This is a genomic window from Macromonas bipunctata (genome assembly GCF_002837135.1).
Lineage (GTDB): Bacteria > Pseudomonadota > Gammaproteobacteria > Burkholderiales > Burkholderiaceae_C > Macromonas_A > Macromonas_A bipunctata.
This window is the reverse complement of sequence record NZ_NWBQ01000023.1, coordinates 30,816-55,180: the sequence shown is the minus strand read 5'-3', so window position 1 is coordinate 55,180 and position 24,365 is coordinate 30,816. Positions and strand designations below refer to the sequence as shown.

General features: G+C 65.5%; 19 protein-coding genes. 6 read left to right on the top strand and 13 right to left on the bottom strand.

Annotation, left to right across the window (positions count from 1 at the left end):
• Positions 1–182: 182 nt before the first annotated feature.
• A complete protein-coding gene (locus CON76_RS04015) occupies positions 183–1,877 on the top strand; it encodes a sensor domain-containing protein (protein ID WP_169928973.1) in 1,695 nt (564 codons plus the stop codon).
• A gap of 23 nt (positions 1,878–1,900) precedes the next feature.
• Here CON76_RS04015 and CON76_RS04010 read toward each other — a convergent pair whose 3' ends face one another.
• Both CON76_RS04010 and alaS read right to left on the bottom strand, forming a co-directional pair.
• Positions 1,901–4,069 carry a sensor histidine kinase gene (locus CON76_RS04010; protein ID WP_101102070.1) on the bottom strand — a complete coding sequence of 723 codons (2,169 nt, stop codon included), beginning with the start codon at positions 4,067–4,069 and terminating at the stop codon, positions 1,901–1,903.
• A gap of 36 nt (positions 4,070–4,105) precedes the next feature.
• Entirely contained in the window at positions 4,106–6,742 is a 2,637-nt protein-coding gene (alaS, locus tag CON76_RS04005) for an alanine--tRNA ligase (protein ID WP_101102069.1), read from the bottom strand.
• A 122-nt stretch (positions 6,743–6,864) separates the two neighbouring features.
• Here alaS and CON76_RS04000 point away from each other — a divergent pair, with 122 nt between their 5' ends.
• Positions 6,865–9,822: a UvrD-helicase domain-containing protein gene (locus tag CON76_RS04000; RefSeq protein WP_101102068.1), complete on the top strand. Its 2,958-nt coding sequence runs from the start codon at positions 6,865–6,867 to the stop codon at positions 9,820–9,822.
• Positions 9,823–9,834: 12 nt separating this feature from the next.
• Positions 9,835–10,344: a dihydrofolate reductase gene (locus CON76_RS03995; protein WP_101102067.1), complete on the top strand. Its 510-nt coding sequence runs from the start codon at positions 9,835–9,837 to the stop codon at positions 10,342–10,344.
• Between the two features lie 2 nt (positions 10,345–10,346).
• Here the strand turns inward: CON76_RS03995 and CON76_RS03990 are convergent, their stop codons facing one another.
• The 3 genes from CON76_RS03990 to CON76_RS03980 all read right to left on the bottom strand — a co-directional run bounded on the left by CON76_RS03990 (position 10,347) and on the right by CON76_RS03980 (position 11,519).
• Positions 10,347–10,799, bottom strand: coding sequence for a DUF2442 domain-containing protein (locus CON76_RS03990; protein WP_101102066.1), 453 nt, complete (start codon positions 10,797–10,799; stop codon positions 10,347–10,349).
• A gap of 115 nt (positions 10,800–10,914) precedes the next feature.
• On the bottom strand, positions 10,915–11,229 hold the full coding sequence (locus CON76_RS03985) for a HigA family addiction module antitoxin (protein ID WP_101102065.1): 315 nt from the start codon (positions 11,227–11,229) through the stop codon (positions 10,915–10,917).
• Positions 11,230–11,240: 11 nt separating this feature from the next.
• Positions 11,241–11,519, bottom strand: coding sequence for a type II toxin-antitoxin system RelE/ParE family toxin (locus CON76_RS03980; protein ID WP_101102064.1), 279 nt, complete (start codon positions 11,517–11,519; stop codon positions 11,241–11,243).
• Between the two features lie 71 nt (positions 11,520–11,590).
• On the opposite strand from CON76_RS03980, the gene CON76_RS13675 reads away from it, so the two are divergent.
• A complete protein-coding gene (locus CON76_RS13675) occupies positions 11,591–15,271 on the top strand; it encodes a class I SAM-dependent DNA methyltransferase (protein ID WP_101102063.1) in 3,681 nt (1,226 codons plus the stop codon).
• 31 nt (positions 15,272–15,302) lie between these two features.
• The gene (locus CON76_RS03970) at positions 15,303–15,821 is read left to right on the top strand and encodes a PBECR2 nuclease fold domain-containing protein (RefSeq protein ID WP_101102062.1); all 519 of its coding nucleotides are present in this window, start codon (positions 15,303–15,305) and stop codon (positions 15,819–15,821) included.
• A 134-nt stretch (positions 15,822–15,955) separates the two neighbouring features.
• On the opposite strand, the gene CON76_RS03965 is transcribed toward CON76_RS03970, so the two are convergent.
• Positions 15,956–16,183, bottom strand: coding sequence for a helix-turn-helix domain-containing protein (locus tag CON76_RS03965; RefSeq protein WP_101102061.1), 228 nt, complete (start codon positions 16,181–16,183; stop codon positions 15,956–15,958).
• 13 nt (positions 16,184–16,196) lie between these two features.
• On the bottom strand, positions 16,197–16,448 hold the full coding sequence (locus CON76_RS03960; RefSeq protein WP_101102060.1) for a DUF2442 domain-containing protein: 252 nt from the start codon (positions 16,446–16,448) through the stop codon (positions 16,197–16,199).
• A gap of 140 nt (positions 16,449–16,588) precedes the next feature.
• Between CON76_RS03960 and xth the strand changes: the two genes are divergently transcribed.
• Positions 16,589–17,383, top strand: a complete 795-nt coding sequence (xth, locus tag CON76_RS03955) for an exodeoxyribonuclease III (RefSeq protein ID WP_101102059.1) — start codon at positions 16,589–16,591, stop codon at positions 17,381–17,383.
• Positions 17,384–17,398: 15 nt separating this feature from the next.
• On the opposite strand, the gene ntrC is transcribed toward xth, so the two are convergent.
• The 6 genes from ntrC to CON76_RS03925 form a co-directional block, all read right to left on the bottom strand.
• Positions 17,399–18,916 carry a nitrogen regulation protein NR(I) gene (gene ntrC, locus CON76_RS03950; RefSeq protein ID WP_101102058.1) on the bottom strand — a complete coding sequence of 506 codons (1,518 nt, stop codon included), beginning with the start codon at positions 18,914–18,916 and terminating at the stop codon, positions 17,399–17,401.
• Positions 18,917–18,976: 60 nt separating this feature from the next.
• Positions 18,977–20,086, bottom strand: a complete 1,110-nt coding sequence (gene glnL / locus CON76_RS03945; protein WP_101102057.1) for a nitrogen regulation protein NR(II) — start codon at positions 20,084–20,086, stop codon at positions 18,977–18,979.
• A 20-nt stretch (positions 20,087–20,106) separates the two neighbouring features.
• Positions 20,107–20,679 (bottom strand): hypothetical protein, encoded by a 573-nt coding sequence (locus tag CON76_RS03940; RefSeq protein ID WP_101102085.1) that lies wholly within the window; start codon positions 20,677–20,679, stop codon positions 20,107–20,109.
• Positions 20,680–20,830: 151 nt separating this feature from the next.
• Positions 20,831–22,246 carry a type I glutamate--ammonia ligase gene (gene glnA, locus CON76_RS03935; RefSeq protein ID WP_101102056.1) on the bottom strand — a complete coding sequence of 472 codons (1,416 nt, stop codon included), beginning with the start codon at positions 22,244–22,246 and terminating at the stop codon, positions 20,831–20,833.
• Between the two features lie 218 nt (positions 22,247–22,464).
• Entirely contained in the window at positions 22,465–23,316 is an 852-nt protein-coding gene (locus tag CON76_RS03930; protein WP_101102055.1) for a competence/damage-inducible protein A, read from the bottom strand.
• Between the two features lie 66 nt (positions 23,317–23,382).
• A complete protein-coding gene (locus CON76_RS03925; protein WP_101102054.1) occupies positions 23,383–24,345 on the bottom strand; it encodes an EI24 domain-containing protein in 963 nt (320 codons plus the stop codon).
• Positions 24,346–24,365: the final 20 nt, after the last annotated feature.

The window sequence follows — 24,365 nt, the reverse complement described above, 5'->3', positions numbered from 1 at the left end:
TACCGCTAGTGGGCGGCGCCCTTGCACCACCCCAGCGCTAGTGGCCCGCCCCAGGCCCACCCATGCACCACGGCGGGGCACGTCATCAAAGTTACACACAGAATCTGTGGATAACTTTTGCAGCCAGGGCCCCCGCAACCACGTAAGATAGCGTTTCTCCTTTTTTGCCCGACAGGTTCAACGTGAACAACGAACTGCTCCAACTGCGCGCCGTGCTGGACAACGTGCAGGCCTGCATCTACACCAAGGACCGCCAGGGCCGCTACACCTACGCCAACCAGCAGGTGGGGCAGCTGTTCAACACGGCGCCGGAGCACATCCTCGGGCGCGACGACAGCGCCTTCCTGGCCCCGGCTCACCACGCCCAGGTGCGCGCCAACGACCAGCAGGTCATGACCAGCGGCGAGCCACTGACCGTGCGCGAGACCCGCACCCTGAGCAGCAGCGGCCAGACGCACAGCTTCCTCAGCGTCAAGGTGGCGCTGCGCGACGAACAGGGCCAGGTGGTGGGCCTGTGCGGCATCTCCAACGACATCACCGCGCAGGAACAGGCCGAGAGCGAACTGCGCGCGCACCGCGAACTGCTCGACACCGTGCTCGACAACGTCGAGGCCCACATCTACATGAAGGGGCCCGACCGCGCCTACCTCTACGTCAACGGCAAGGTGGCCCAGCTCTACGGGCGCGACGTGGCCGACATCATCGGCCACACCGACCAGGAGCTGCTGCCGCCCGAGACCGCCGCGCAGTTCCGGGCGCTGGACGACCGCGTGTTTGCCAGCGGCCAGCGCCAGGCCGGGCACGAGCTGGTGCACGACCGCCACGGCGTCAAGCACCACTTCTGGTCGATCAAGCTGGCGCTGGAGCGCCCGCCGCTGGGGCGCTGCCTGATCGGGTTCTCGTCCGACGTGACCGAACTCATGCAAGCCCAGGCCGCGCTGCAACGCTCAGAGCTGCGTTTCCGCACCCTGTTCGAGGCCACCAGCGAGGCCGTGCTGGTGCTGCAGGAGCAACGCTTCATCGACTGCAACAACATGACGCTGCAGCTGTTTGGCGCAACCGACAAGGCCGCGTTCTGCCGCCACCAGCCCGGCGACCTCTCGCCGCAGCGCCAGCCATGCGGCAACCTCTCGGCCACGCTGGCCCACGAGCACATCGCCACCGCCTGGCGCCTGGGCCGCCACCGCTTCGAGTGGGTCCACCAGCGCCTGGACAACGGCCAGCTCTTCCCGGCCGAAGTCACGCTCAACACCGTGCGGCTCGACGGCGAGGCGCTGCTGCTGGCCAGCCTGCGCGACCTGACCGAGCGCAAACGCTACGAGGCGCAGATCCAGCACCTGGCCTTCTACGACACCCTGACCCAGCTGCCCAACCGCAGCCTGCTGCACGAGCGCCTGTCGCAGGCGCTGGTGCGCGGCATGCGCACGCACCAGTACGGCGCGGTCATCTTCCTGGACCTGGACAACTTCAAGCCCCTCAACGACACCCACGGCCACGCCGCCGGCGACCTGCTGCTGCAGGAAGCGGCGCGGCGCATGAAGCACAGCCTGCGCGCCCAGGACACCGTGGCCCGCCAGGGCGGCGACGAGTTCGTGGTGGTGCTGCTGGACCTGGGCCTGCACCCCAGGGCCGCCCAGCGTGCCGCGCTGCACGTGGCCAACAAGGTGCGCCAGGTGCTGGCCCAGCCTTACGTGCTGCCCCTGCCCACCGACGGTGACAACGACGGCACCCACACCGTGCAGCACCACTGCTCGGCCAGCCTGGGCCTGACGCTGTTCAGCCCCACCGACCACAGCGTCGATGCCGTGCTCAAGCGCGCCGACGACGCCATGTACCAGGCCAAGGCCAAGGGCCGCAACCAGGTCTGCCTGGGCTGAAGCCTGGGGTGCAGGCCAGCGCCTCAGTGCGCGGGCTTGTGCAGCGCCAGCGGCACCTGGAACCAGAAGCGTGAACCCCGGCCAGGGTCACTTTCCACGCCCACGCGCCCGCCCATCAGCTCGGCAAACTGGCGCACCAGCGACAGCCCCAGTCCGCTGCCACCAAAGGCGCGCGTGCTGGACTCATCCACCTGCGTGAACGGCTGGAACAGCAGGTGCTGCTTGTCGGCGGGCACGCCAATGCCGGTGTCGGCCACGGCAAACTCCACCCAGCACAGGCCCGCGTCGGCGGCGCCAGGCTCGTCCAGCGCACGCACCTGCACCTGGATGGTGCCCTGGGCCGTGAACTTGATGGCGTTATTGACCAGGTTGGTCAGCATCTGCTTGAGGCGCAACGGGTCACTCCAGAACACCTGGCCCGGCTCCAGTGCGCAATCCACGGTCAAGGCCAGCCCCTTGAGCTGCGCGTTGGGCGCCAGCAGGTCAAACACCTCCTGCGCCACCTTGGCCGGTTCACAGGCGTGGTTGTCCAGCACCACCTGGCCCGACTCGGTGTTGGCCAGCGTCAGAATGTCGCCCAGCAGCACTTGCAGGCTGTTGCCCGATTCGAGCAGAATGTGCGCGTACTCCAGCCGCTCTTCGTTGCTGGTGTCGTCGTACACCATCAGCTGCGCCATGCCCAAAATGCCGTTGAGCGGGGTGCGGATCTCGTGGCTCATGTTGGCCAAGAACAAACTCTTGATACGGCTGGCTTCTTCGGCGGTGATCTTGGCATCCACGTAAGCGCGGGTGCGCGCTTCCAACTCGCGGATCATGACCGAGAAATTGTTGCCCAAATCGTCGATTTCCTCGATCTGCACCGGCTCGATGTGCGGGTTCTTGAGCTTTTGCACAAAGTCGCGCGTGATGGCCGACAGGTTCTCGATCGGCGCCGACAACTGCGCCGCCAGCTTGTGCGACTTGCGCTGCACGTACACGAAAAAGATCAGGTAGAACAACAGCATCACCGCAATCGCCAGGTAGCCGATGCGGTCGCTGATTTTCTTCAGTTCGGTGATGGGCGCAAACACCGTGTTCTTCTCGATGAGCGTCATCATGCGCCAGCCGGTCTCGGGCACGATCTCCTGGCTGACGATGTACTCCACACCCTCAATGTTGAGCATGGCCATGCGCGTCTCGTCGGCAAACAGGCGCTGCATCTGGGCGCGGGTGGCCTCGTGGCCGCGCTGGAGCAGGTTGAAGTCCTCGGGCTTTTCCACCGTCTCGCGCACGTTGTCCTTGTAGTCGTGGCTCTTGAGCTCACGCAGGCCCAGGATCTGCTCGGCCCGAGGTTGCAAGGCCAGGATCATGCCGTGGCTGTCCACCATGAAGGTGGCGGCGTCCCACGGCATCTTCAGGCCCAGCACATTCTGCACAAAGGAATCGATGGTGACATCCAGCCCGCTCACGCCCTCCAGAAAATCGCCCCGGTACACCGGCACAATCACCGACACCATCCAGCCCTGGCCCGCCGGGTCCAAGTACGCGCCCGTCCACACCGGCTTGCGCTCGGGGTTGTGTTTCGCGTCGGCCTCGTGGTAAAAGTTGTAGTCCGTCATGGTCAGGATCGGCCCATACTGGCCAGGCGCATCCTCCATGAAGGGGTAGAGCCGGTTCATGTTGTCCCAGCTGTTGAAGTAGGCCTGCGTCACCAGCGGGCTGGTGTCCACCAGCGACTTGAGCAGCGGGTCCATCACCTCGCTGCAACGCGCCTTGCGGCGCTCTTCTGGCCCCATTTTGGTGTCGCTGGAGTAGTACAACGACGCGCCGCCGTTGTTCACGGTCTTGAAGTACACCCCGTTCTTGTGCACACCAAACTGCGGCTCGCCGTTGGGCAGCACGCACGCCTGTGGCGGCTGACGCACGAACAGCTCGTGGTCGGCGCGCATCATCTGCGCCAGCCGCGAGGCCTCTTGCAACTGCGCGTTGATGTTGCCCACCTCGCGCGAGGCAATCTCTTGCACCTGCACCTGCGCGCCCTTGAGCAAGGTGTTCTGGTTCTGCTGCGAGATGTAGAAGTTGATGCCGAAATACAGCACCAGCAGCACCAGCTCGATCGTGAAGATCGGGATCAGCGAGTTGCGCAGCGTGCTCTTGTAGATGAGCGAACGGATGTTCTGGGCATGCAGTTTCCTGATGGGGGTGTGGTTCATGGTGTGCCCAGTGCTCGCGTTCGCTCGGTGGAGGGATTACAACTTGGCGCCAACCCAGCCCGGCACGCTGGCCAGCGCGGCGGGCAGCTGGCTGGCGTCGGTGCCGCCGGCCATGGCCATGTCGGGCTTGCCACCGCCCTTGCCGCCCACTTGCTGGGCCACAAAGTTGACCAGCTCGCCGGCCTTGACCTTGCCCACGCTGTCGGCGGTCACGCCAGCGGCCAGTTGCACCTTGCTGCCATCGACGGCGGCCAGCACGATGGCTGCGGTCTTGAGCTTGTCCTTGAGCTTGTCCATCGTGTCGCGCAGGGTCTTGGCATCGGCACCTTGCAGCACGGCGGCCAGCACCTTCAGGCCCTTGACGTCCACCGCCTGGCCCAGCAGCTCATCGCCTTGGGCCGAAGCGAGCTTGCCCTTGAGCGCGGCGATCTCTTTCTCGAGCGCCTTGATCTGGTCCTGCGACTGCGCGATGCGGTGCGTCAGTTCGGCCACCGGCGCCTTGAACGCGGCAGCGGCCTCGGCCACCGTGTGTTCCAGCGACTGCAGGTAGGCCAGCGCGTTGGCGCCGGTCACGGCCTCGATGCGGCGCACGCCAGCGGCCACACCGCTTTCGGCCACCACCTTGAACAGGCCGATGTCGCCCGTGCGCTGCACGTGGGTGCCACCGCACAGCTCGCGGCTGGAGCCGATGTCGAGCACGCGCACGGTCTCGCCGTACTTCTCGCCAAACAGCATCATGGCGCCGGTCTGCTGCGCGCTTTCGATGTCCATCACGCGCGCCTCGGTGGCGGCGTTGGCCAGGATCTCGGCGTTCACGATCGCCTCGATCTCGCGGATCTGTGCGTCCGTGACCGGGGCGTTGTGCGCAAAGTCAAAGCGCGTGCGCTCCGCCGTCACCAACGAGCCTTTTTGCTGCACGTGTGCGCCCAACACTTCGCGCAAAGCTTTGTGCATCAGGTGGGTGGCGCTGTGGTTGCGCACGGTGGCCAGGCGCAACTCGGTGTCCACTTGGGCCAGCACGTGGTCGCCCACGGCCAGCGTGCCGGTTTCCAGCGCGCCGTGGTGGCCAAACACGTCGGCCTTGATCTTGAGCGTGTCGGCCACCGCAAAGCGCGCCGAACCGCTGGTAATAAAGCCCTGGTCGCCCACCTGGCCGCCGCTTTCGGCGTAAAACGGGGTGGTGTCGAGCACCACCACGCCGTGCTGGCACGACTTGAGTTCGGCCACCGACACGCCGTCCACGTAGATGGCCAACACCTTGGCTTGCGGCGCTTCCAGCTGCTCGTAGCCCACAAAGGCGTTGCCAGCACCGTGGTACTCCAGCGCCTTGTCCATCTTGAACTTGCCTGCGGCGCGGGCTTGGGCCTTCTGGCGCTCCATGGCGGCGTTGAAGCCGTCGGCATCCACCGCCACGCCGCGCTCGCGGCACACGTCGTTGGTCAAGTCCAGCGGGAAGCCGTAGGTGTCGTGCAGCTTGAAGGCCACGTCGCCCGGCAGCACGCGCTCGACGCTCAGGACGGTGTCCAGAATGTCCATGCCATGGGCCAGCGTCTCGTAGAAGCGTTCTTCTTCAGCCTTGAGCACGTCGGTGATGCGCTGCGCCTGGTTGGCCAGGCTGGGGTAAGCCTCGCCCATCAATGCCACCAGGTCGGGCACCAGCTTGTGGAAGAACGGTGCCTTGCGGCCCAGCTTGTAGCCGTGGCGGATGGCGCGGCGCACAATGCGGCGCTGCACGTAGCCCCGGCCCTCGTTGCTGGGCATCACGCCGTCGCTCACCAGGAAGGCGGTGGCGCGCAGGTGGTCGGCAATCACGCGCAGGCTGGGGTTGTGCAGGTCGGCACAGCCGGTCTCGCGCGCAGCGGCCTTGATCAGTGCGTCGAACAGGTCGATCTCGTAGTTGCTGTGGACGTGCTGCAAAATGGCCGCCAGACGTTCCAGCCCCATGCCCGTGTCCACGCACGGCGCGGGCAACGGCGTGAGGGAGCCGTCTTCGTGCATCTCGAACTGCATGAACACGTTGTTCCAGATTTCGATGAAGCGGTCGCCGTCCTCCTCGGGGCTGCCTGGGGGGCCACCCGGGATGTGCTCGCCGTGGTCGTAGAAGATCTCGGAACACGGGCCGCACGGGCCGGTGTCGGCCATCATCCAGAAGTTGTCCGACTTGTAGCGTCCGCCCTTGTTGTCGCCAATGCGGATCACGCGCTCGGGCGGCAGACCGATCTCTTTCGTCCAGATGTCGTAGGCTTCGTCGTCTTCTTCGTACACCGTGGCCAACAGGCGCTCGGCGGGCAGTTTGTACACATCGGTCAACAGCTCCCACGCCCACTTCAGGCTTTCGCGTTTGAAGTAGTCGCCAAAGCTCCAGTTGCCCAACATTTCAAAGAAGGTGTGGTGGCGCGCGGTATAGCCCACGTTCTCCAGGTCGTTGTGCTTGCCACCGGCCCGCAGGCAGGCCTGCACCGACGCGGCGCGCACATAAGAGCGCTTGTCGCTGCCCAGGAACACGTCCTTGAACTGCACCATGCCCGAGTTGGTGAACATCAGCGTCGGGTCGTTGCCCGGCACCAGCGGGCTCGATGCCACCACGGTGTGGCCCTTGCTGGCAAAAAAGTCCAGAAAGGTCTTGCGGATCTCGGCCACGGAGGCCACGGGGGTGCTGGAAAGCTGGGTCATGTCGGTTGCGCTTGTATATGAAGACAGGAATGGGGTCGGTCGGTGCCGGTGGCAGAATTTTACGCGGGCGGTCTGGCTGGTATTCTTGCAGCTTGCACGCTTCCCCTCTTTGCCCCCACACCATGCGCATACTGGAATACACCGGCCTCGACACCCACAAAGTTGCCAAGAGCTACCGCAAGGTGGCGCAGGCCATTGCCGCGCGCGACTTCCGGGCTGCCCAGGTCAAGAAGCTGGGCCAGGCGGGCCAGGGCCGCTTCTACCGCGCGCGCCTGGACGACAGCAACCGCCTGCTGTTCACGCTGGTGCCCTACCAGGGCGAAGTCTGCGCGCTGATGCTTGAAGTCATCCTCAACCACGACTACGACAAGTCGCGCTTTCTGCGCGGCGCCACCATCGACGAGGCCAAGATCCCCGACATCGACTGGGCCGAGGCCGAAACCGACGCGCAGCAGGCCCCGCCCCTGCGCTACCTGCACCCCGAACACGCCGCCGTCCACCTGCTGGACAAGCCGATCTCGTTCGACGACGTGCAGGAAGCCATCTACCGCGAACCCGCCCCGCTGGTGGTGGTGGGCAGCGCGGGCAGCGGCAAGACCGCCCTCACGCTGGAAAAACTCAAGCACGCCGAAGGCGAGGTGCTGTACGTGACGCACTCGGCGTTTTTGGCCCAAAGCGCGCGCGATTTGTACTACGCCAACGGCTTTGAGCACACTGGGCAGGAGGCGGTGTTTCTGTCGTACCGCGAGTTCATCGAAACCATCCACGTGCCGCCGGGGCGCGAGGCGCTGTGGCGCGACTTTGTGGGCTGGTTCACGCGCATCCGCCAAGCGTTCAAGGACATCGAAGCGCACCAGGCGTTCGAGGAAATCCGGGGCGTGCTGGCCGCATCGGCGCAAGGCATCCTGTCGCGCGAGGCCTACCGCGCGCTGGGCGTGCGCCAGTCCATCTTTGCGCCCGAGCGGCGCGACGCGCTCTACGACCTGTTCGAGAAATACCGCGCCTGGCTGGCCGAATCCCAGCTGTTTGACTTGAACCTGGTGGCGCAGGACTGGCTAGCGCGCGCCCAGCCGCGTTACGACTTTGTAGTGGTGGACGAGGTGCAAGACCTCACACCGGTGCAACTGGCACTGGTGCTCAAGACGCTCAAAAAACCTGGCCACTTTCTGCTGTGCGGCGATTCCAACCAGATCGTCCACCCCAACTTTTTCTCGTGGGCACAGGTCAAGAGCCTGTTCTGGCAGGACGCCACGCTGGCCGAACGCCAGCAACTGCGCGTGCTGGCAGCCAACTTCCGCAACGGGCACGAGGCCACGCGCGTGGCCAACCAGCTGCTCAAGATCAAGCAGCGCCGCTTTGGCTCCATCGACCGCGAGAGCAACTACCTGGTGCAGGCCGTGGGCGGCGAGCCCGGCGCGGTGCAGCTGCTGGCCGACAAGGACGCCGACAAAAAGGCGCTCAACCAGCAAATCCGCCAATCCACCCAGTTTGCCGTGCTGGTGATGCGCGACGAGGACAAGGCCGCCGCGCGCCAGCACTTCAGCACGCCGCTGCTGTTCTCCATCCACGAGGCCAAGGGGCTGGAGTACGACAACATCGTGCTGTACCGCTTTGTGTCCGACCACCGCGCCGAGTTTGCCGACATCGTGGACGGCGTGTCCGCCGCCGACCTGCAAGTCGACACGCTGGAATACCGCCGCGCCAGGGACAAGCAGGACAAGTCGCTGGAGGTGTACAAGTTCTTCGTCAACGCGCTGTACGTGGCGCTCACGCGCGCGGTGCGCAACCTGTACCTGATCGAGTCCGACCTGCGCCACCCGCTGTTCGACCTGCTGGAGGTGCGCGACAGCGGCCAGGTCAGCCTCAAGGTGCAGCAGTCCTCGCTGGAGGACTGGCAAAAAGAGGCGCGCAAGCTCGAACTGCAAGGCAAGCAGGAACAGGCCGATGCCATCCGCAAGGACATCCTCAAGCAGGCCACGCCGCCGTGGCCGGTGTTCGACCAGGCCCACACCGAGGAGCTGATGCGCAAGGTCTTCATCGACCAGGTGCCCGGCAACAAGCACAAGCAGCAACTGCTGGAAATTGCCGCCTGCCACCAGCTGCCCACACTCAGCAGCTGCCTGCACAGCGTGGCCAAATTCCAGCCCGGCCTAGGCTTGTACGAGAGCCTGTTGCAGCACCGTGCGTACGACAAGCCCGAACCCGCTGGCCTCAAAACCCTGCGGCGCAAAAGCTACACCACCTACGCCAGCCGCCACACCAAAGACATCTTGCGCCAGTGCGAACAGTTTGGGCTGGAACACCGCCTACCCATGAACCTGACACCGCTGATGGCCGCTGCCGCCTCAGGCAACGTGCCCTTGGTGCAGGCCTTGGTTGAACGCGGTGCCGACCGAGAAGCCACCGACCACTTCGGCTGCAACGCCCTGCACTGGGCGCTGCGCGAAGCCTTTACCGATACCGAATTTGCCACCCAGACCCTGCCCGCACTGTACGAACTGCTGGCCCCGGCATTTCTCGACATCAACACCGGCGAACGCCTGGTGCGCATCGACCGCCACTTGACCGAATACTTTTTGCTGCAAACGCTGTGGGCCGGGTTCCGCGACATCACCCACACGGCCATCAACTACGCCTACAAACCGGCTGGAGCCTTCAACACCGACACGCTGCTGCAAGCCTGGCAACACCTGCCCACCAGCGTGCTGCGCACCGAGCGCCGCAAACGTCCCCACCTCAACAACGTGCTGTCGCGCAACGAGCTTAACCGCGACTACGCCTACAACCGCAAACTGTTCTGGCGCGTGGGGCACGGCCAGTACCAGTTCAACCCGGCGCTGTCGGTACGGCGCAAAATCAAGGGCGAGGACACCTGGGTACCGCTGTTCGAGGCGCTCAACCTGCGTTGGCTGACCGAATTCCTGCCCGACCTCGGGCCAGAGGATCACACAGCATGGCTCCCCCCGGGCCGGCACACACAACAAATCCAGCACAAAGTGGCCCAGATCAACCATTACCTGGAGCAAGCCAAGTTGCCACCGGTGGCCATGCCCCGACTGCACACCTGGGCCAACGCCTGAACCCGACACACCATGCGACTCAACCTGATTTACGCCCGCGCCGCCAATGGCGTGATTGGCCGCGACAACACCATGCCTTGGCACCTGCCCGAGGATCTGGCCCACTTCAAACAACACACACTGGGCTGCCCCGTCGTCATGGGGCGCAAAACGTGGGATTCGCTCCCCGCCAAATTCCGCCCGCTGCCGGGCAGGCTCAACATCGTGCTCACGCGCAACGGTGCCACCGCCGCCCAATTGGAAGCGCAGGGCGCGCTGCCGCTGCACAGTCTGGACGCTGCGCTGGCCCACTGCGCCGCCCTGCCCCAACCCCCCGCCGAGGTGTGGGTGATGGGCGGCGCGCAAGTCTACGCCCAAGCCCTGCCGCTGGCCCAGCGCGTGCTGGTCACGGAAATTGCCCAAAACTTTGAAGGCGACGCTTACGCCCCCCCATTGGGGCCAGAGTGGCACGCCACCGCCCACGAAGCCCACACCAGCGCCAGCGGGCTGGCGTTTGCGTTCGTGACCTACGAAAGAGGCTGAACCTACCGGCCCAGCCCGTCGTCGCCCACCAGATCAACGGCTTTGCATGCCAGTCGCACCACCTTCGGAATGGGACGGGTGGCGGTGCGGTAGTTGATGATGTTGCGCCGACTCATGCCCAGCACGTCGGCGGCCTTGCTGGCCGAAAAACCGTGCTGCATCATCCACGCATCAAAGCTGCGCGCCGTGTCGCCCGCTTGCTCCGAGGCCAGCCGGTACACCGTGGTGGCGGCAATGGAGAGCGGGCCTTCATCGTCCCACGTCACGCCGCTGCCCCACTCCTCCACCGTCACACAGGCAAACAGCTGAGGGTCGCGTAACGGATGCAGGCTCTTGAAATCGGCCACAAACCCAGCCAGATCCACTTCTGCGCTCCAGCCGTCTTCAAAACCGACCGCCAAACGCATACCGTCCAGCGCCTTGACACAAGTGATTCGGGGCATTTTTTGGCGCATGTTCACACTCCTTCGTTCAGTTTGTCCCACTCGCCACCGGGGAGCCACCCCGGCTAGGACTCATCATCCGCGCGGCGGAAGGTCACGGCAGGCTGCCGTATCGGCGAATTTTTCTTCAGGCGGCCAGCGTCACCAGATGGCAGCGGTGTACTCGCTGGGCAATCTCGGTTCGGTTGGGCAATGTTTTGAGGTCGTAATCCGCCTGCATCATCAGCCACGACGCAGCATCGCCGCCAAAATACTGGGCCAAGCGCTGGGCGGTATCGGCGGTGATGGAGCGGCGCTCCTTCACGATTTCATGGATGCGCGTGGCGGGCACACCCAGCGCCAGCGCCAGCGCGTTCACACTCAAGCCCAGCGGCACCAGAAAATCCTCGCGCAACACCTCGCCAGGGTGTACGGCACGCATACCATTCACAGGACGGCTCATGTTCACTCCTTTTAGTGGTAATCGACAATTTCAACGTCAGCCGGGCCGTTGTCTGTCCACGTAAAACACACCCGCCACTGGTCGTTGATGCGGATACTGTACTGGCCCGCACGGTCGCCCCGCAGGGCCTCCAGCCGGTTGCCGGGCGGGGCACGCAAAAATTCCAGCGTCTGCGCTGCATCCAGTTGCGTCAGTTTGCGTTCGGCCACTGTCTGTATGGCACGCCAGCGGCGCGGCTGCCCACCTTCAAACAGGGCCTGCGTGTGGGGGCATCGGAACGACTGAATCATGGAACCGACTGTATTACGCCTTGCGTATTACGTCAATCGTTACACCGGACCGCTTGCTTTACCATCCCCCCATGCAAAACGACAAAAACACCAGGGACACCCACGCAGATGCCTTCATTGCCCGCTGGCAGGGTGTGGCGGCCAGTGAACTGGCCACGGCACAGAGCTTCATCATCGACCTGTGCGAGCTGCTGGACGTGCCCAAGCCGCACCCCACCGCCGCGCAGGACTACATGTTCGAGCGCCCCATCACCTTTGCGCACGGTGACGGCTCCAGCAGCGCGGGGCGCATCGACTGCTACCGGCGCGGCCATTTTGTGCTGGAGGCCAAGAAGCTCAAGGCCGGCACCCAGTCCAGGCGCTTTGACGACGGCCTGCTGCGCGCCCGCACCCAGGCCGAGAACTACGCCCGCGCCCTGCCCGCCACCGAAGGCCGCCCGCCCTTTGTGCTGGTGGTCGATGTGGGCACCGTGATCGAGGTGTACGCCGAATTCAGCCGCAGCGGTGGCACCTACACCCCCTTCCCCGACCCGGCGCACCACCGCATCGCGCTGGCCGACCTGGCCTTGCCGCAGGTGCGCGCACAACTGCGCCTGGTCTGGACAGCGCCCGACCAACTCGACCCCGCCCGCATCCGGGCGCAAGTCACGCGCACCGTGTCGGGGCAACTGGCGCAGCTGGCCAAAGCGCTGGAGCAGGACGGCCACGCGCCCGCCCAGGTGGCCGCCTACCTCAGCCGCTGCCTGTTCAGCATGTTTGCCGAAGACGTGGAACTGCTGCCGCCTGGCGCCTTTCTGGGCCTGCTGCAACGCCACCGCGACCAGCCCGACACCCTGCAACAGATGCTGCACCTGCTGTGGGCCGACATGGACACCGGCGGTTTTTGCGGCGCGCTGGCGCAAAAAGTGGTCAAGTTCAACGGCAAACTGTTCAAAGGGGCCGACGCACCGGGTTACAGCCTGCCACTGACCCCGGCGCAAATCGACCTGCTGCTGGCCGCCGCCCAGACCAACTGGCGCGAGGTCGAGCCCGCCATCTTCGGCACCCTGCTGGAGCGCGCCCTGAGCACCACCGAACGCCACGCCCTGGGCGCGCACTACACGCCCCGCGCTTACGTGGAGCGCCTGATCATGCCCACGGTGATGGAACCCCTGCGCGCCGAATGGGCCAACGCCCAGGCCGCCGCCCTGCTGCTGGCACAGGAAGCCACAGAGCTGGAGGCCAACCCGCCACCCGTGGCCAGCAAAGAAGATTTTGCGGCACTCGACCGCCACCAGGCCCAAGTCCGCGCCAAGTGGGAGGCCGCCCGCAACGAAGTGCGCCGCTTCCACCACCACCTGTGTACCCAGCGCGTGCTCGACCCCGCCTGCGGCAGCGCCAACTTCTTGTACGTCACGCTGGAACACCTCAAGCGCCTGGAAGGCGAAGTGCTCAACCAGTTGCGCGCGTTGGGCAAGTGGCAAGACGCCCTGGACATGGAGCAGCAGACCGTGACCCTGCAACAACTGCGCGGCATCGAACTCAATCCCCGCGCCGCCGCACTGGCCGAACTCGTGCTGTGGATAGGCTACCTGCAATGGCAGGTGCGCACCTTTGGCCGCCAAGGCGTGGCCGAACCGGTGGTTCACGACTACGGCAACATCGAATGCCGCGACGCGGTGCTGCACTGGAGCGAACGCACCCCGGCGCTGGATGCCAACGGCGATCCCATCACACGCTGGGACGGCATCACCACCAAAAAACACCCCGCCACGGGCGAACCCGTGCCCGACGACACCGCCCGCGTGCCCGTATGGCACTACCAACACGCCCGCCCCGCCGACTGGCCGCCAGCCGACTTCATCGTCGGCAACCCGCCGTTCATTGGCGCGTCCACCATGCGCGCCGCTTTGGGCGATGGCTACGTGCAAGCCCTGCGCCAAGCGTGGCCGCACGTGCCCGACAGCGCCGACTTTGTGATGTTCTGGTGGGCCAAGGCCGCCGAACTGGTAGCACGTGGCCAAGTGCAGCGCATGGGACTCATCACCACCAACAGCCTGCGCCAAACCTTCAACCGCCGCGTGGTACAAGCCGCGCTGGACCAGCACACCGCCCTGACCTTTGCCATTGCCGACCACCCGTGGGTGGACAGCGCCAACGGGGCCGCCGTGCGCATTGCCATGACCGTGCTGCAACCCGGCCCCACCGAAGGCCGCTTGTGCCATGTGGCGGCAGAAACCCCCGGCGACGACGGCGAAGTGGCCGTGACCCTGCACGAACACACCGGACACATCCACGCCGACCTGAGCGTGGGGGCCAACGTGGCAGCGGCACGCACGCTGCAAGCCATGACGGGCATCTCCTCGCCCGGTGTCAAACTGCATGGCGCAGGCTTCATCGTCACCCCGGCAGAAGCCGACACCCTGCTGGCCGCCACCCCCGCCGAAACCTCCGCCCAAGCCCGCGCCCGCATCATCCGCGACTACCGCAATGGCCGCGACCTGACCGACCGGCCACGCGGCGTGCGCGTCATCGACGCTTTTGGCCTGAGCGCCGACGAACTGCGCGCCCAGCACCCCGGCGTGTACCAATGGCTACTGGAACGGGTCAAGCCCGAGCGTGATGCCAAAGCCAGCAGCAAGGACGGGGCCGGTTACGCCAAGCTGTGGTGGCTGCACGGCAAACCACGGCAGGAAATGCGCAAGCAACTCCACGGCCTGCCCCGCTACATCGCCACCGTCGAAACCGCCAAACACCGCGTGTTCCAGTTCGTCGATGCCGACATCCTGCCCGACAACATGGTGATTGCCGTGGCATTGAACGATGGATGTTCCTTGGGTGTCTTGTCCAGCGAAATCCATGCCCAATGGGCTTGGGCAAATGGCGGCTCCATTGGAATGTACGTTGGCAACGTTCGTTACAACAAATCCCGCTGCTTCGAGACCTTCCCCTTCCCCAGCGACGACACCGGCCTCACCCCCGAACTCGCCCAACGCATCGCCCAACTCGCCGAGCACATCGACACGCACCGCAAGCGCCAGCAAGCCGCACACGCCAGCGTCACCCTCACCGGCCTGTACAACGTGCTCGAAGCCCTGCGCGCAGGCCGCGCCCTCACGCCCAAAGAAAAAACCCTGCACCAACAAGGGCTGGTGGGCGTGCTGCTCAGCCTGCACCAAGAACTGGACGCTGCCGTGCTGCAAGCCTACGGTTGGGCCGACCTCACCCCCGCCCTGGCCAGCGCCCCCGGCAGCGCCGCCCACACCCACGCCGTGGCCGCCCTGCTGCAACGGCTGGTCGAACTCAACGCCCGCCGCGCCACCGAAGAAGCCCAAGGCACCGTGCGCTGGCTGCGCCCCGCCTTCCAGCAAGCGCCCCAACCCGGCCAGCAAACCAGCATCGCCCTGCCCGCACCGGACGACGACACCGGCACCCATACCGGCACTACCAACAGCAAGACAAGCCGACGCGGCGCAGCGGGCAAAGCCAGCGCCACAGGCAAAGGCGCAAGCGCCAAAGGCAGAAAATCCAGCGCAACCAGCACCGCCATCGTCACTCAACCCTGGCCCGGCACCTTGGCCGAACAAATCAAGGCCGTGGCGCACGTGCTGGCACAAGCCGACACCGCCCTCACCTTGGCCGACATCGCCGCCCACTTCACAGGCCGGGGCCGCTGGCGCGAACGCCTGCCCGCCCTGCTCAACACCCTCGAAGCCCTGGGCCGCATCCACGCCCCCCGCCCCGGCGTGTGGGTGCAGGTGGGTGGGCGCTGAACCATAAAAACCCAAGCCGGATAATCGCGCAATGCCTACCCCCAAGAACATTGCACAGGCGGTTGCAGACCAAACCACATGGAAAACCCTTGGCTACCCTGACCTGCGCACTTTCGACCATTCAACACTGGAAACAGCCCCGCCCATACTGGCGGGGGCACCATCGGTGGATGAGGCCATATCGGTGGTCAGGGAGGCGTTGGGCGTTCAGGCGGGCAGCCAAATCAATGTGCAAACCCCCATTGAAATGGTCTCCATCAAGGATGCCAGCTTGCTGCATGTGGTTGAAAAGCGTTCCGATCAGCGCGAACGTTTCGCCCAGTTTGTACTTCCGGCGCTCCAACGTCCAACAGAGGTTTGGCGTGTTGCCTACGATGACGGCTCGTACAGGAACCGCTACATCAAGCTGTTCACAGGATCCAAGTACGATTTGCTGGTGATGGTGAAGATCCTAGAAGACGGAAGCGTGTTCTGGAACATGATGCAGCGCGACCGAAAAGGCATGAACGCCTTGCGCCTGGGGGAATTGCTCACCCATGAAAAAACCTGATGGTGGGGATCAAGCTCCAACGCTAACTGGTCGCGTTGGTCAACTTTCAGGTAGCTATAAGGCCAGCCCCAGCTACTTTCGCGCCCATCCATCAGGTGCAGGCAAATTTTAGTGCAAACGGCGCTTGCAGACAATTACCTACCCGCCGCACGCACGGCACTATGAGCTGTAATGCCCAGACGACGCGCGGACTGGGCCTGTGTCCAGCTTTGCGCCTGCAAGTGTTGCCGCATGCGAATCATCACCTCGGCGCGCAGCTTCATCACCTCAGCTTCAGCGGGATCAAAACCCAGATCTACAAACACATTGCCACTGCCCAACGTGCGACTTTCGTCGCTCCAGCGAGGGGCGGTCTTTTCCATAGGCATGGCTGTTTCAAACCTTGCAGACCAAGGGGTACGCCGCTGGGTTGCGGATGGAGTCCCGCGACAAATCCACGTCCAGCTCGGGCCAGTAGAGGTGCGTCGGCGACAGCGCCTCCATCGTGGTGATCTGGTCTATCGTGGCATGGCGAAACCAGGGGAATTGCGTGAATGGCAGGAACAGCTCCTCATCGTCCCACAGCAACCAAAGGCCGTGACGGGATACTTGCGTGACTTCAGGTTCCGAAATGGCGGTTCCAGGCATCTGTGATCTCCTGCACAGAAACCGGAACGGGCCTTCTCTGAAAACCGTGGGTGCCATTGGGATGGTGGTGAATGTACGTGCGATAAATTCTATGATCGCACACTCCCATACCCCAACCCTTTTCCACACCGCCACCTTCCATGCAAATCGCCACCTGGAACATCAACTCGCTCAATGTGCGCCTGCCGCAGGTGCTGGACTGGCTGGCCGACAACCCGGTCGATGTGCTGGCCCTGCAGGAGCTCAAGCTCACCGACGACAAGTTCCCCGCCGAGGCGCTGGCGCAGGCGGGCTACCGCGCCATCTGGTTCGGCCAGAAAACCTACAACGGTGTGGCCCTGCTGTCGCGCATCGACCACCCGGCGGGCACCGAGGTGGTCAAAAACATCCCCGGTTTTGACGATGAGCAGGCCCGCGTCGTCAGCGCCAGCTACGCCCTGCCGGGCGGGCCGCTGCGTGTGGTGGGGGCGTACTTCCCGAACGGACAAGCGCCGGGCTCCGACAAGTTTGCCTACAAGATGCGCTGGCTGGACGCGCTGCGCGGCTGGCTGCGCGACGAACTCACGCGCCACCCGCAATTGGTGCTGCTGGGCGACTTCAACATCACCTTTGACGACGCCGACGTGTGGGACGCCGAGGCGCTACACGAAACCATCCACTGCACCAGCGCCGAACGCGAGCAGTTGCAAGCCTTGGTCGGGCTGGGCCTGCACGATGCGCTGCGCCTGTTCGAGCCACCGCCCAAAAGTTACAGCTGGTGGGACTACCGCGACCTGGCGTTCCGGCGCAACCGGGGCTTGCGCATCGACCACCTGCTCATCACCGACGCGCTGAAACAACGCGCCAGTGCCTGCCACATCGACCGTGCCCCGCGCAAGAACGAGCGCCCCAGCGACCATGCTCCGGTGGTGCTGACGCTGGGTGCGCCGCAATAACCCAAGGCCCAACCATCAGTCCGCATCCAGCCCCAATTCTTGGATTTTGCGCGTGATGGTGTTGCGCCCAATGCCGAGCTTGTGCGCGGCCTCGATGCGGCGGCCCCGCGTGGTGGCCAGCGCGGCCTGGATCAGCGTCACTTCAAAACGGTCGCACAGCACGTCCCACACATCGGTGCGGTCTTGTGCCAGCAGCGTCATGGCTTCGGCACGCAAACCAGCCTCCCAATCAGAGCTGGCTTCTGGCACCGCACCGGCCATCATGGCAGGAGCCAGCGTGCGTGGCAGTGGCGCAGCCTCAGCAGCCACCGTTGCCGTTGCGGCCACCGGCGCTGCCGTGCCAACTTGGCCTTGCAGCACCTCGGGCGGCAAGTCCTTGACCTCAATCACCTGCGCTGGAGCCATCACCGTCAGCCAGTGGCAGATGTTTTCCAGCTGGCGCACGTTGCCGGGGCAGTCGAACGTGCCCAGCACCTGCAATGCCGCGTCGGAAATGCGCTTGGGCTCCACGCCCAGCTGCTTGGCGCTCTGCTGCAAAAAGTAGCGCGTCAGCAGCGGCACATCCTCGCGGCGCTCGCGCAGCGGCGGCAGGCGCAGGCGGATGACGTTGAGGCGGTGGAACAGGTCCTCGCGGAACGCGCCGTCCTTGACGCGCTGTTCCAGCTGCTGGTGCGTGGCCGCAATCACGCGCACCTGGGTCTTGATGGCACTGTGCCCGCCCACGCGGTAGAAATGCCCGTCCGACAGCACCCGCAGCAGGCGCGTTTGCAGCTCGAACGGCATGTCGCCGATTTCGTCCAGGAACAGCGTGCCGCCCTCGGCCTGCTCGAAGCGGCCCCGGCGCATGGTTTGCGCGCCAGTGAAGGCGCCGCGTTCGTGGCCAAACAGCTCGCTTTCCAGCAGATCCTTGGGGATGGCGGCGGTGTTGATGGCCACGAACGGGCCGTGCGCGCGTGGCGAGTGCTTGTGCAGCGCGCGCGCCACCAGCTCCTTGCCCGAGCCCGACTCGCCCGTGATGAGCACCGTGACGTTGCTCTGGCTCAGGCGGCCAATGGCGCGGAACACGTCCTGCATCGCGGGCGCCTGGCCCAGCATTTCGGGCAGGGCGCCCAGACGCTCCTCGGCCACCGCCGCTTCGCGCTGGCTTTCCTCCAGCGCGCGGCGGATCAGCTCCACCGCCTTGGGCACATCGAACGGCTTGGGCAGGTACTCGAACGCCCCGCCCTGGAACGCCGACACCGCGCTGTCGAGGTCGGAATACGCGGTCATGATGATGACGGGCAGGCTGGGCAGACGCTCGCGCAGCTGGGCCAGCAAGTCCAGCCCGGAGCCGCCGGGCATGCGGATGTCACTGATCAGGGCCTGGGGGCCAGCTTCAGCACCGGGGTCGCCGGGGGGCGGCAGGTCGTCAAGCGCCTGCAGCACCTCGCGCGGGTGGACAAAGCTGCGGGTGGGCAACTGCTCGCGTTGCAGGGCTTTTTCCAGCACAAAGCGTATCGATGGGTCATCGTCCACGATCCAGATGGGTTTCATGCGCGCGCGTCTCCTCTGTATGGTCTGTGCCCCTGCGGTGGACGTGGTGGCCGCCAGGCTTCAAGGCAGGGGTATGAGCAACTTGAAGTCGGTGTGGCCCGGCACGCTGTCGCACTCGATCAGGCCCTGGTGCTGCTGCACGAAGGTCTGGGCCAGCGTCAGGCCCAGGCCCGAGCCGCCGTCCTTGCCCGACACCAGCGGGTAGAAGATGCGGTCCTTGATCTCGTCGGGCACGCCGGGCCCGTTGTCGATCACATGCAATTCCAGTGCCAACCGGTAACGCTGCTTGCCAAACGTGACCTGGCGCGCCACGCGGGTGCGCAAAGTGATCTGCGCATCGCCCTGCGCCATGCGATCCTGCAGCGCATGCGCGGCGTTGTGCGCGATGTTGAGCACCGCCTGGATAAGCTGCTCGCGGTCGCCCCGGAACTCGGGCAGCGAGGTGTCGTAGTCGCGCACCACCGCCAGCCCGCGCGGAAATTCGGCCAGGATGAGCGCACGCACGCGCTCGCACACTTCGTGGATGTTGACATCGCCCACCACACGCGTGCGCCGGTGCGGCGCCAGCAGGCGGTCCACCAGGGTCTGCAGGCGGTCGGCCTCGTGGATGATGACCTGGGTGTACTCGATCAGTTCGGGCGATTCCAGCTCCATTTGCAGCAGCTGTGCCGCGCCGCGCAGGCCGCCCAGCGGGTTCTTGATCTCATGCGCCAGGTTGCGGATCAGCTCCTTGTTGGCCTGCGCCTGGTCGATCAGGCGCTCCTCGCGCTCCAGCCGCGCGTGCTGCTCCAGTGGCACCAGCTCCAGCACCACGGCGTCGGCGCTGTCGGTGGGTGCCACCACCACGTGCACCGGCAGCGGGTCGTGCTGCGGGCGCAGCAGCTGGGTGTCGTAGCGGATGACGCTGGTGTCGCCCTGCGCGCTGGCGTGGTGCAGGGCCTGCTGCAACGGCACAGCGTCGGCCAGCCAGTCGGCCAGCGGCACCCCGGCCAGGGTGCGGCGCGAGATGGCCAGTGCGTCCTCCAGCGCGGTGTTGACGAAGCGCACGCAGCCTTGGCGGTCCAGCACCGCCACCAGCGTGGCCAGCCAGTCGAAGGCCTGCCAGCGTTGGGGCTGGGTCTGCGGTGTGGCGGCGGTGTCGGACGGGGGGTGGGCAGCGGACAGGGGCATGGTGGGGCAGGCGATGTACGTCAGGGGGCCAGGCGGGCCAGTTCGCGCTTGATGCCGGCCACATCGGCCTCGGCGCGCAGCACCTGGGTGCGCAGGTTTTCCACGCGGTCCAGGTAACGCTGGTGGTTGCGGAATTCGTCGCCCTGCTTGTCGAGCTGGCCGTTGTTGTAGGCGGCGCGGGCTTCCTGCCAGCGGGCTTCGGCCTTGCGCAGTTCGGCGGTCAGGATCATGCGGGCGTCGTTGTCGCGCGCGCGCTGCTCGGTGCCGGAGACTTGTTCGGCCTCGGTACGCGCACCGACCACCGGGGCGGCAGCGCGCGGCGCGGCACTGGGGCCGACACTGGCCGGGGCCGCTGCAACAGCGGCGGGCTGTTGTGGCCGCAGACCTTCCACCACGGTCAGGTTGGCACCCTCCACCAGGCGGCAGTTGCGCGCCTGGGCGTTGCCGGGCTGGTTGGTGTATTCGTTGCCACAGCGGTAGATTTTCTGCTGCGCCTGCAGCGGCAACGCCACGCCCAGCACCAGCAGCAACGCCAGCACTCCCGGCGCCACGCGGCACGCCCGCTCCACCTGTTTCCACCCGATTGACCACATCTGCTGCTCCTCCCTGCCCCGGCTGCACGCCAGCCACCACGGTACACGTTTCAGCGGCAATTGTGCAGCATCCGCGCCTGGATGCGGCGGACACAAAAAAGGGACGGTTGCCCGTCCCTTTTTTCCCTTGCACTTACAGCGTGACGTCAGATCACAGGCTGTAGTACATGTCGTACTCGACCGGCGCCACTTCGATGCGGCCGCGGGTCACTTCGCCCATCTTGAGCTCGATGTAGGCGTCGAGCATGGAGTCGGTGAACACACCACCCTTGGTCAGGAAGGCGCGGTCCTTGTCCAAGGCTTCCAGCGCCTGGTCCAGGCTGGAGCACACGGTCGGCACCAGCTTGTCCTCTTCCGGCGGCAGGTGGTACAAGTCCTTGGTGGCGGCTTCGCCCGGGTGGATCTTGTTTTCCACGCCGTCCAGACCGGCCATCAGCAGCGCGGCAAAACCCAGGTACGGGTTCATCAGCGGATCGGGGAAGCGCGCCTCGACGCGGCGGCCCTTGGGGTTGGCCACGTACGGGATGCGGATGGAAGCGGAGCGGTTCTTGGCCGAGTAGGCCAGCTTGACCGGGGCCTCGAAGTGCGGCACCAGACGGCGGTAGCTGTTGGTACCGGGGTTGGTGATGGCGTTGAGGGCACGGGCGTGCTTGATGATGCCGCCGATGTAGTACAGCGCAAAGTCGCTCAGGCCAGCGTAGCCGTCACCGGCAAACAGGTTCTTGCCGTCTTTCCACACCGATTGGTGGACGTGCATACCGCTGCCGTTGTCGCCAGCGTAAGGCTTGGGCATGAAAGTGGCGGTCTTGCCATAGCGGTGGGCCACGTTGTGGATCACGTACTTTTGCAGCATGGTCCAGTCGGCGCGTTCCACCAGGGTGGAGAAGCGGGTGCCGATCTCGTTCTGGCCGGCGCCCGCCACTTCGTGGTGGAACACTTCGACCGGAATGCCCAGCGATTCGAGCAGCAGCGACATTTCAGCGCGCATGTCTTGCGTGCTGTCCACCGGCGGCACCGGGAAGTAGCCACCCTTGACGGTCGGACGGTGGCCCTTGTTGCCGCCGTCGATCTCGGCGCCGGTGTTCCACGGCGCTTCGTACTCGTCGATCTTGTAGAAGGTGTGGCCGGGTTCGGTGCTCCAGCGCACGCCGTCAAAGATGAAGAATTCAGGTTCGGGGCCGAAGAAGGCGGTGTCGCCCAGGCCAGAGGCCTTGAGGTAGGACTCGGCGCGCTTGGCGATGGAGCGCGGGTCGCGCTCGTAGGCCTTGCCGTCGCTGGGCTCGATCACGTCGCAGGTCAGGATCAGGGTCGGCTCTTCAAAGAACGGATCGATGTTGGCGCTGTTGGGGTCGGGAATCAGCTGCATGTCCGACGCTTCAATGCCCTTCCAGCCCGCGATGGACGAACCGTCAAAGGCGTGGCCCGACTGGAACTTGTCTTCGTCAAAGTGGGACACCGGCACCGTGGTGTGGTGCTGTTTGCCACGGGTGTCGGTAAAGCGGAAGTCAACGAACTTGACGTCGTTGTCCTTCACCATTTGCATCACGTCTGCAACGGTCTTGGCCATCAGAATTCTCCTGGACTGGAACGGGGTAAGGAATTGCGTTACCTGTAAGCAGCAACCGTGCCAGGTTGTCTGGCCGGGCCACCGCGCGCGGGCAGCGACGGGAAAAAACAGCCTCTATTGTTGCACGTGCCACCCGTGGCGGCCACGGGGGCGCAGGGGCAGAAATGCCACGCCGCACGAATGCACTTTTGTAGTGCATGCGCATGGTTTTGGTGCCATCATGATCGCACCATTTCGGGGCCAAGGCGGGCGTTGTGCGCGTGCAGGCCTTGCAGCAGGGCGGGCCAGGCGGCCTGCACCGCCGCCACCTCGCCCTTGAGGCCCAGCTCGATGTGGCGCCCGTACTGCGGGTGGTCCACGCTGGGCAGGCTAAAGACCTTGATGCCGGGGTGCTGGGCTTCGAGCTGCTCCATCAGCGGCGTGAGGCTGGCTTCCATCGCACCCATCACGATCACCGAACGCTCCTGGCGCTGCACGGTGCGCAGGTGCGGCACGTACTGGGTGTCGAGCACCCACTCGATCATCGGCCACGCCATCACCGGAAAGCCCGGCACGAAATGCACCGCCCCCCCGCCCGCCCCGGCGCAGGTAAAGCCCGGAATCTTGTTGTACGGGTTGGGGATGATGCTGGCCCCGGCCGGGAACACACCCATGTTGAGGCGGTGCACGTTGTCGTCGCGCCCGGGCTCGAACGGCTGGCCCTGCTCGCGCGCAATGTCCTGCATGCGCTCGATGATGAGATCGCGGGCCCGCGGGTGCAGCGCCAGCTCCACGCCCAGCGCGGCGGCGGCGCACTGGCGGGTGTGGTCGTCGGGCGTGGCACCAATGCCGCCGCACGAGAACACCACGTCGCCGCTGGCAAACGCTTCGCGCAGCGCGGCGGTGATGCGCGGGCGGTCGTCGCCCACCAGCTTCATCCACGACAGGCTCAGGCCCCGCGCGGCCAGCAGTTCGATGACTTTGGGCAGGTGTTTGTCGGTGCGCTTGCCCGACAGGATTTCATCGCCCACGATGATGAGGCCAAACGCCGGGGTCGGGCTGGTGGCCGCAGGGGAAGCAGACAGGCTCATGGTGACAGGCTCTTGGTTGAAAAGTGGTGATTTTGGTGCGATACGCGGTGCAATACGGTGCGCCGTTCAGTGCAGGGCGCGGGGCGTGACGTCGATGACATCGGGCACCGCCGGGCCAGTGGCGGCCACGGTGCCTACGCCGGCTGTACCGGTGGCGGCAGCGGGAAAGAGGTCGGCGGCGGGGGCGTCCTGCACCGCCTGTGCGGCGGCGTCGGGCACCGGGGTGGGCGGGGCCAAGCGGCGGCGGTGTTCGTCCAGCGCGGCCAGCAAAAAGTGCGCAAACCACAGCGACGAGAACGCAAACACCAGCGCATAGACCCACACCGCCGCAGGTACCAGCAGCGGCGCCAGCGCCACAAAGAACGCGCCCGAGGCCCACAGCACGCTGGGGGCCGCGCCCAGAAAGCCGCACGCCACGCCCATCACCAGCAGCGTCAGGCGGTGCTGGGCCAGCAGGGCGTTGCGCTCGGCGGTGGTGGCGTGGTCGGCCAGCGCATCAAACGCAAACACGCGGTAGGTGAGCCAGCCCCAGATGAGCGGCGGAAACAGCAGCACCAGCGGCGGCAGCAGCCACAGCGGCATGGAGGCGGCCAGCATCAGCAGCGCCAGCACGGTGGAGCCCAGCGACCACGCCACACTGCCCCAGAACCCGGCCTGGCCCTGGCGCTGCAGGTGCCCAAAGCGGCGCTGCGCGACCAGCGAGACCATGGCCGGCGTCATGAACAAGCCCACCACCAGCAGCGCCAGCACCACCAGCACTGGCGTGACGAGCACCAGCACCAGCAGCGGCGCAAACACGCTGCGCAACTGCCCCGCCCCCACCGATTCGAGCCACAGCAGCAGCGACTGCACCAGCGACCAGCCCTCCAGCCACAGCCGCACGGTGTCCACGGCGGTGTCCCAGTACAGGTAGGCCAGGCCCAGCGCGGTGCCCGCCATCAGCAGCACCGGCAGCACCGACAACAGCACCACGCGCGGGTGCAGGCAATAGGCGGCGGCGCGCCAGAAGGAGTCGATCAGTAAACGCATGCGGCAAGCATACAACGGCG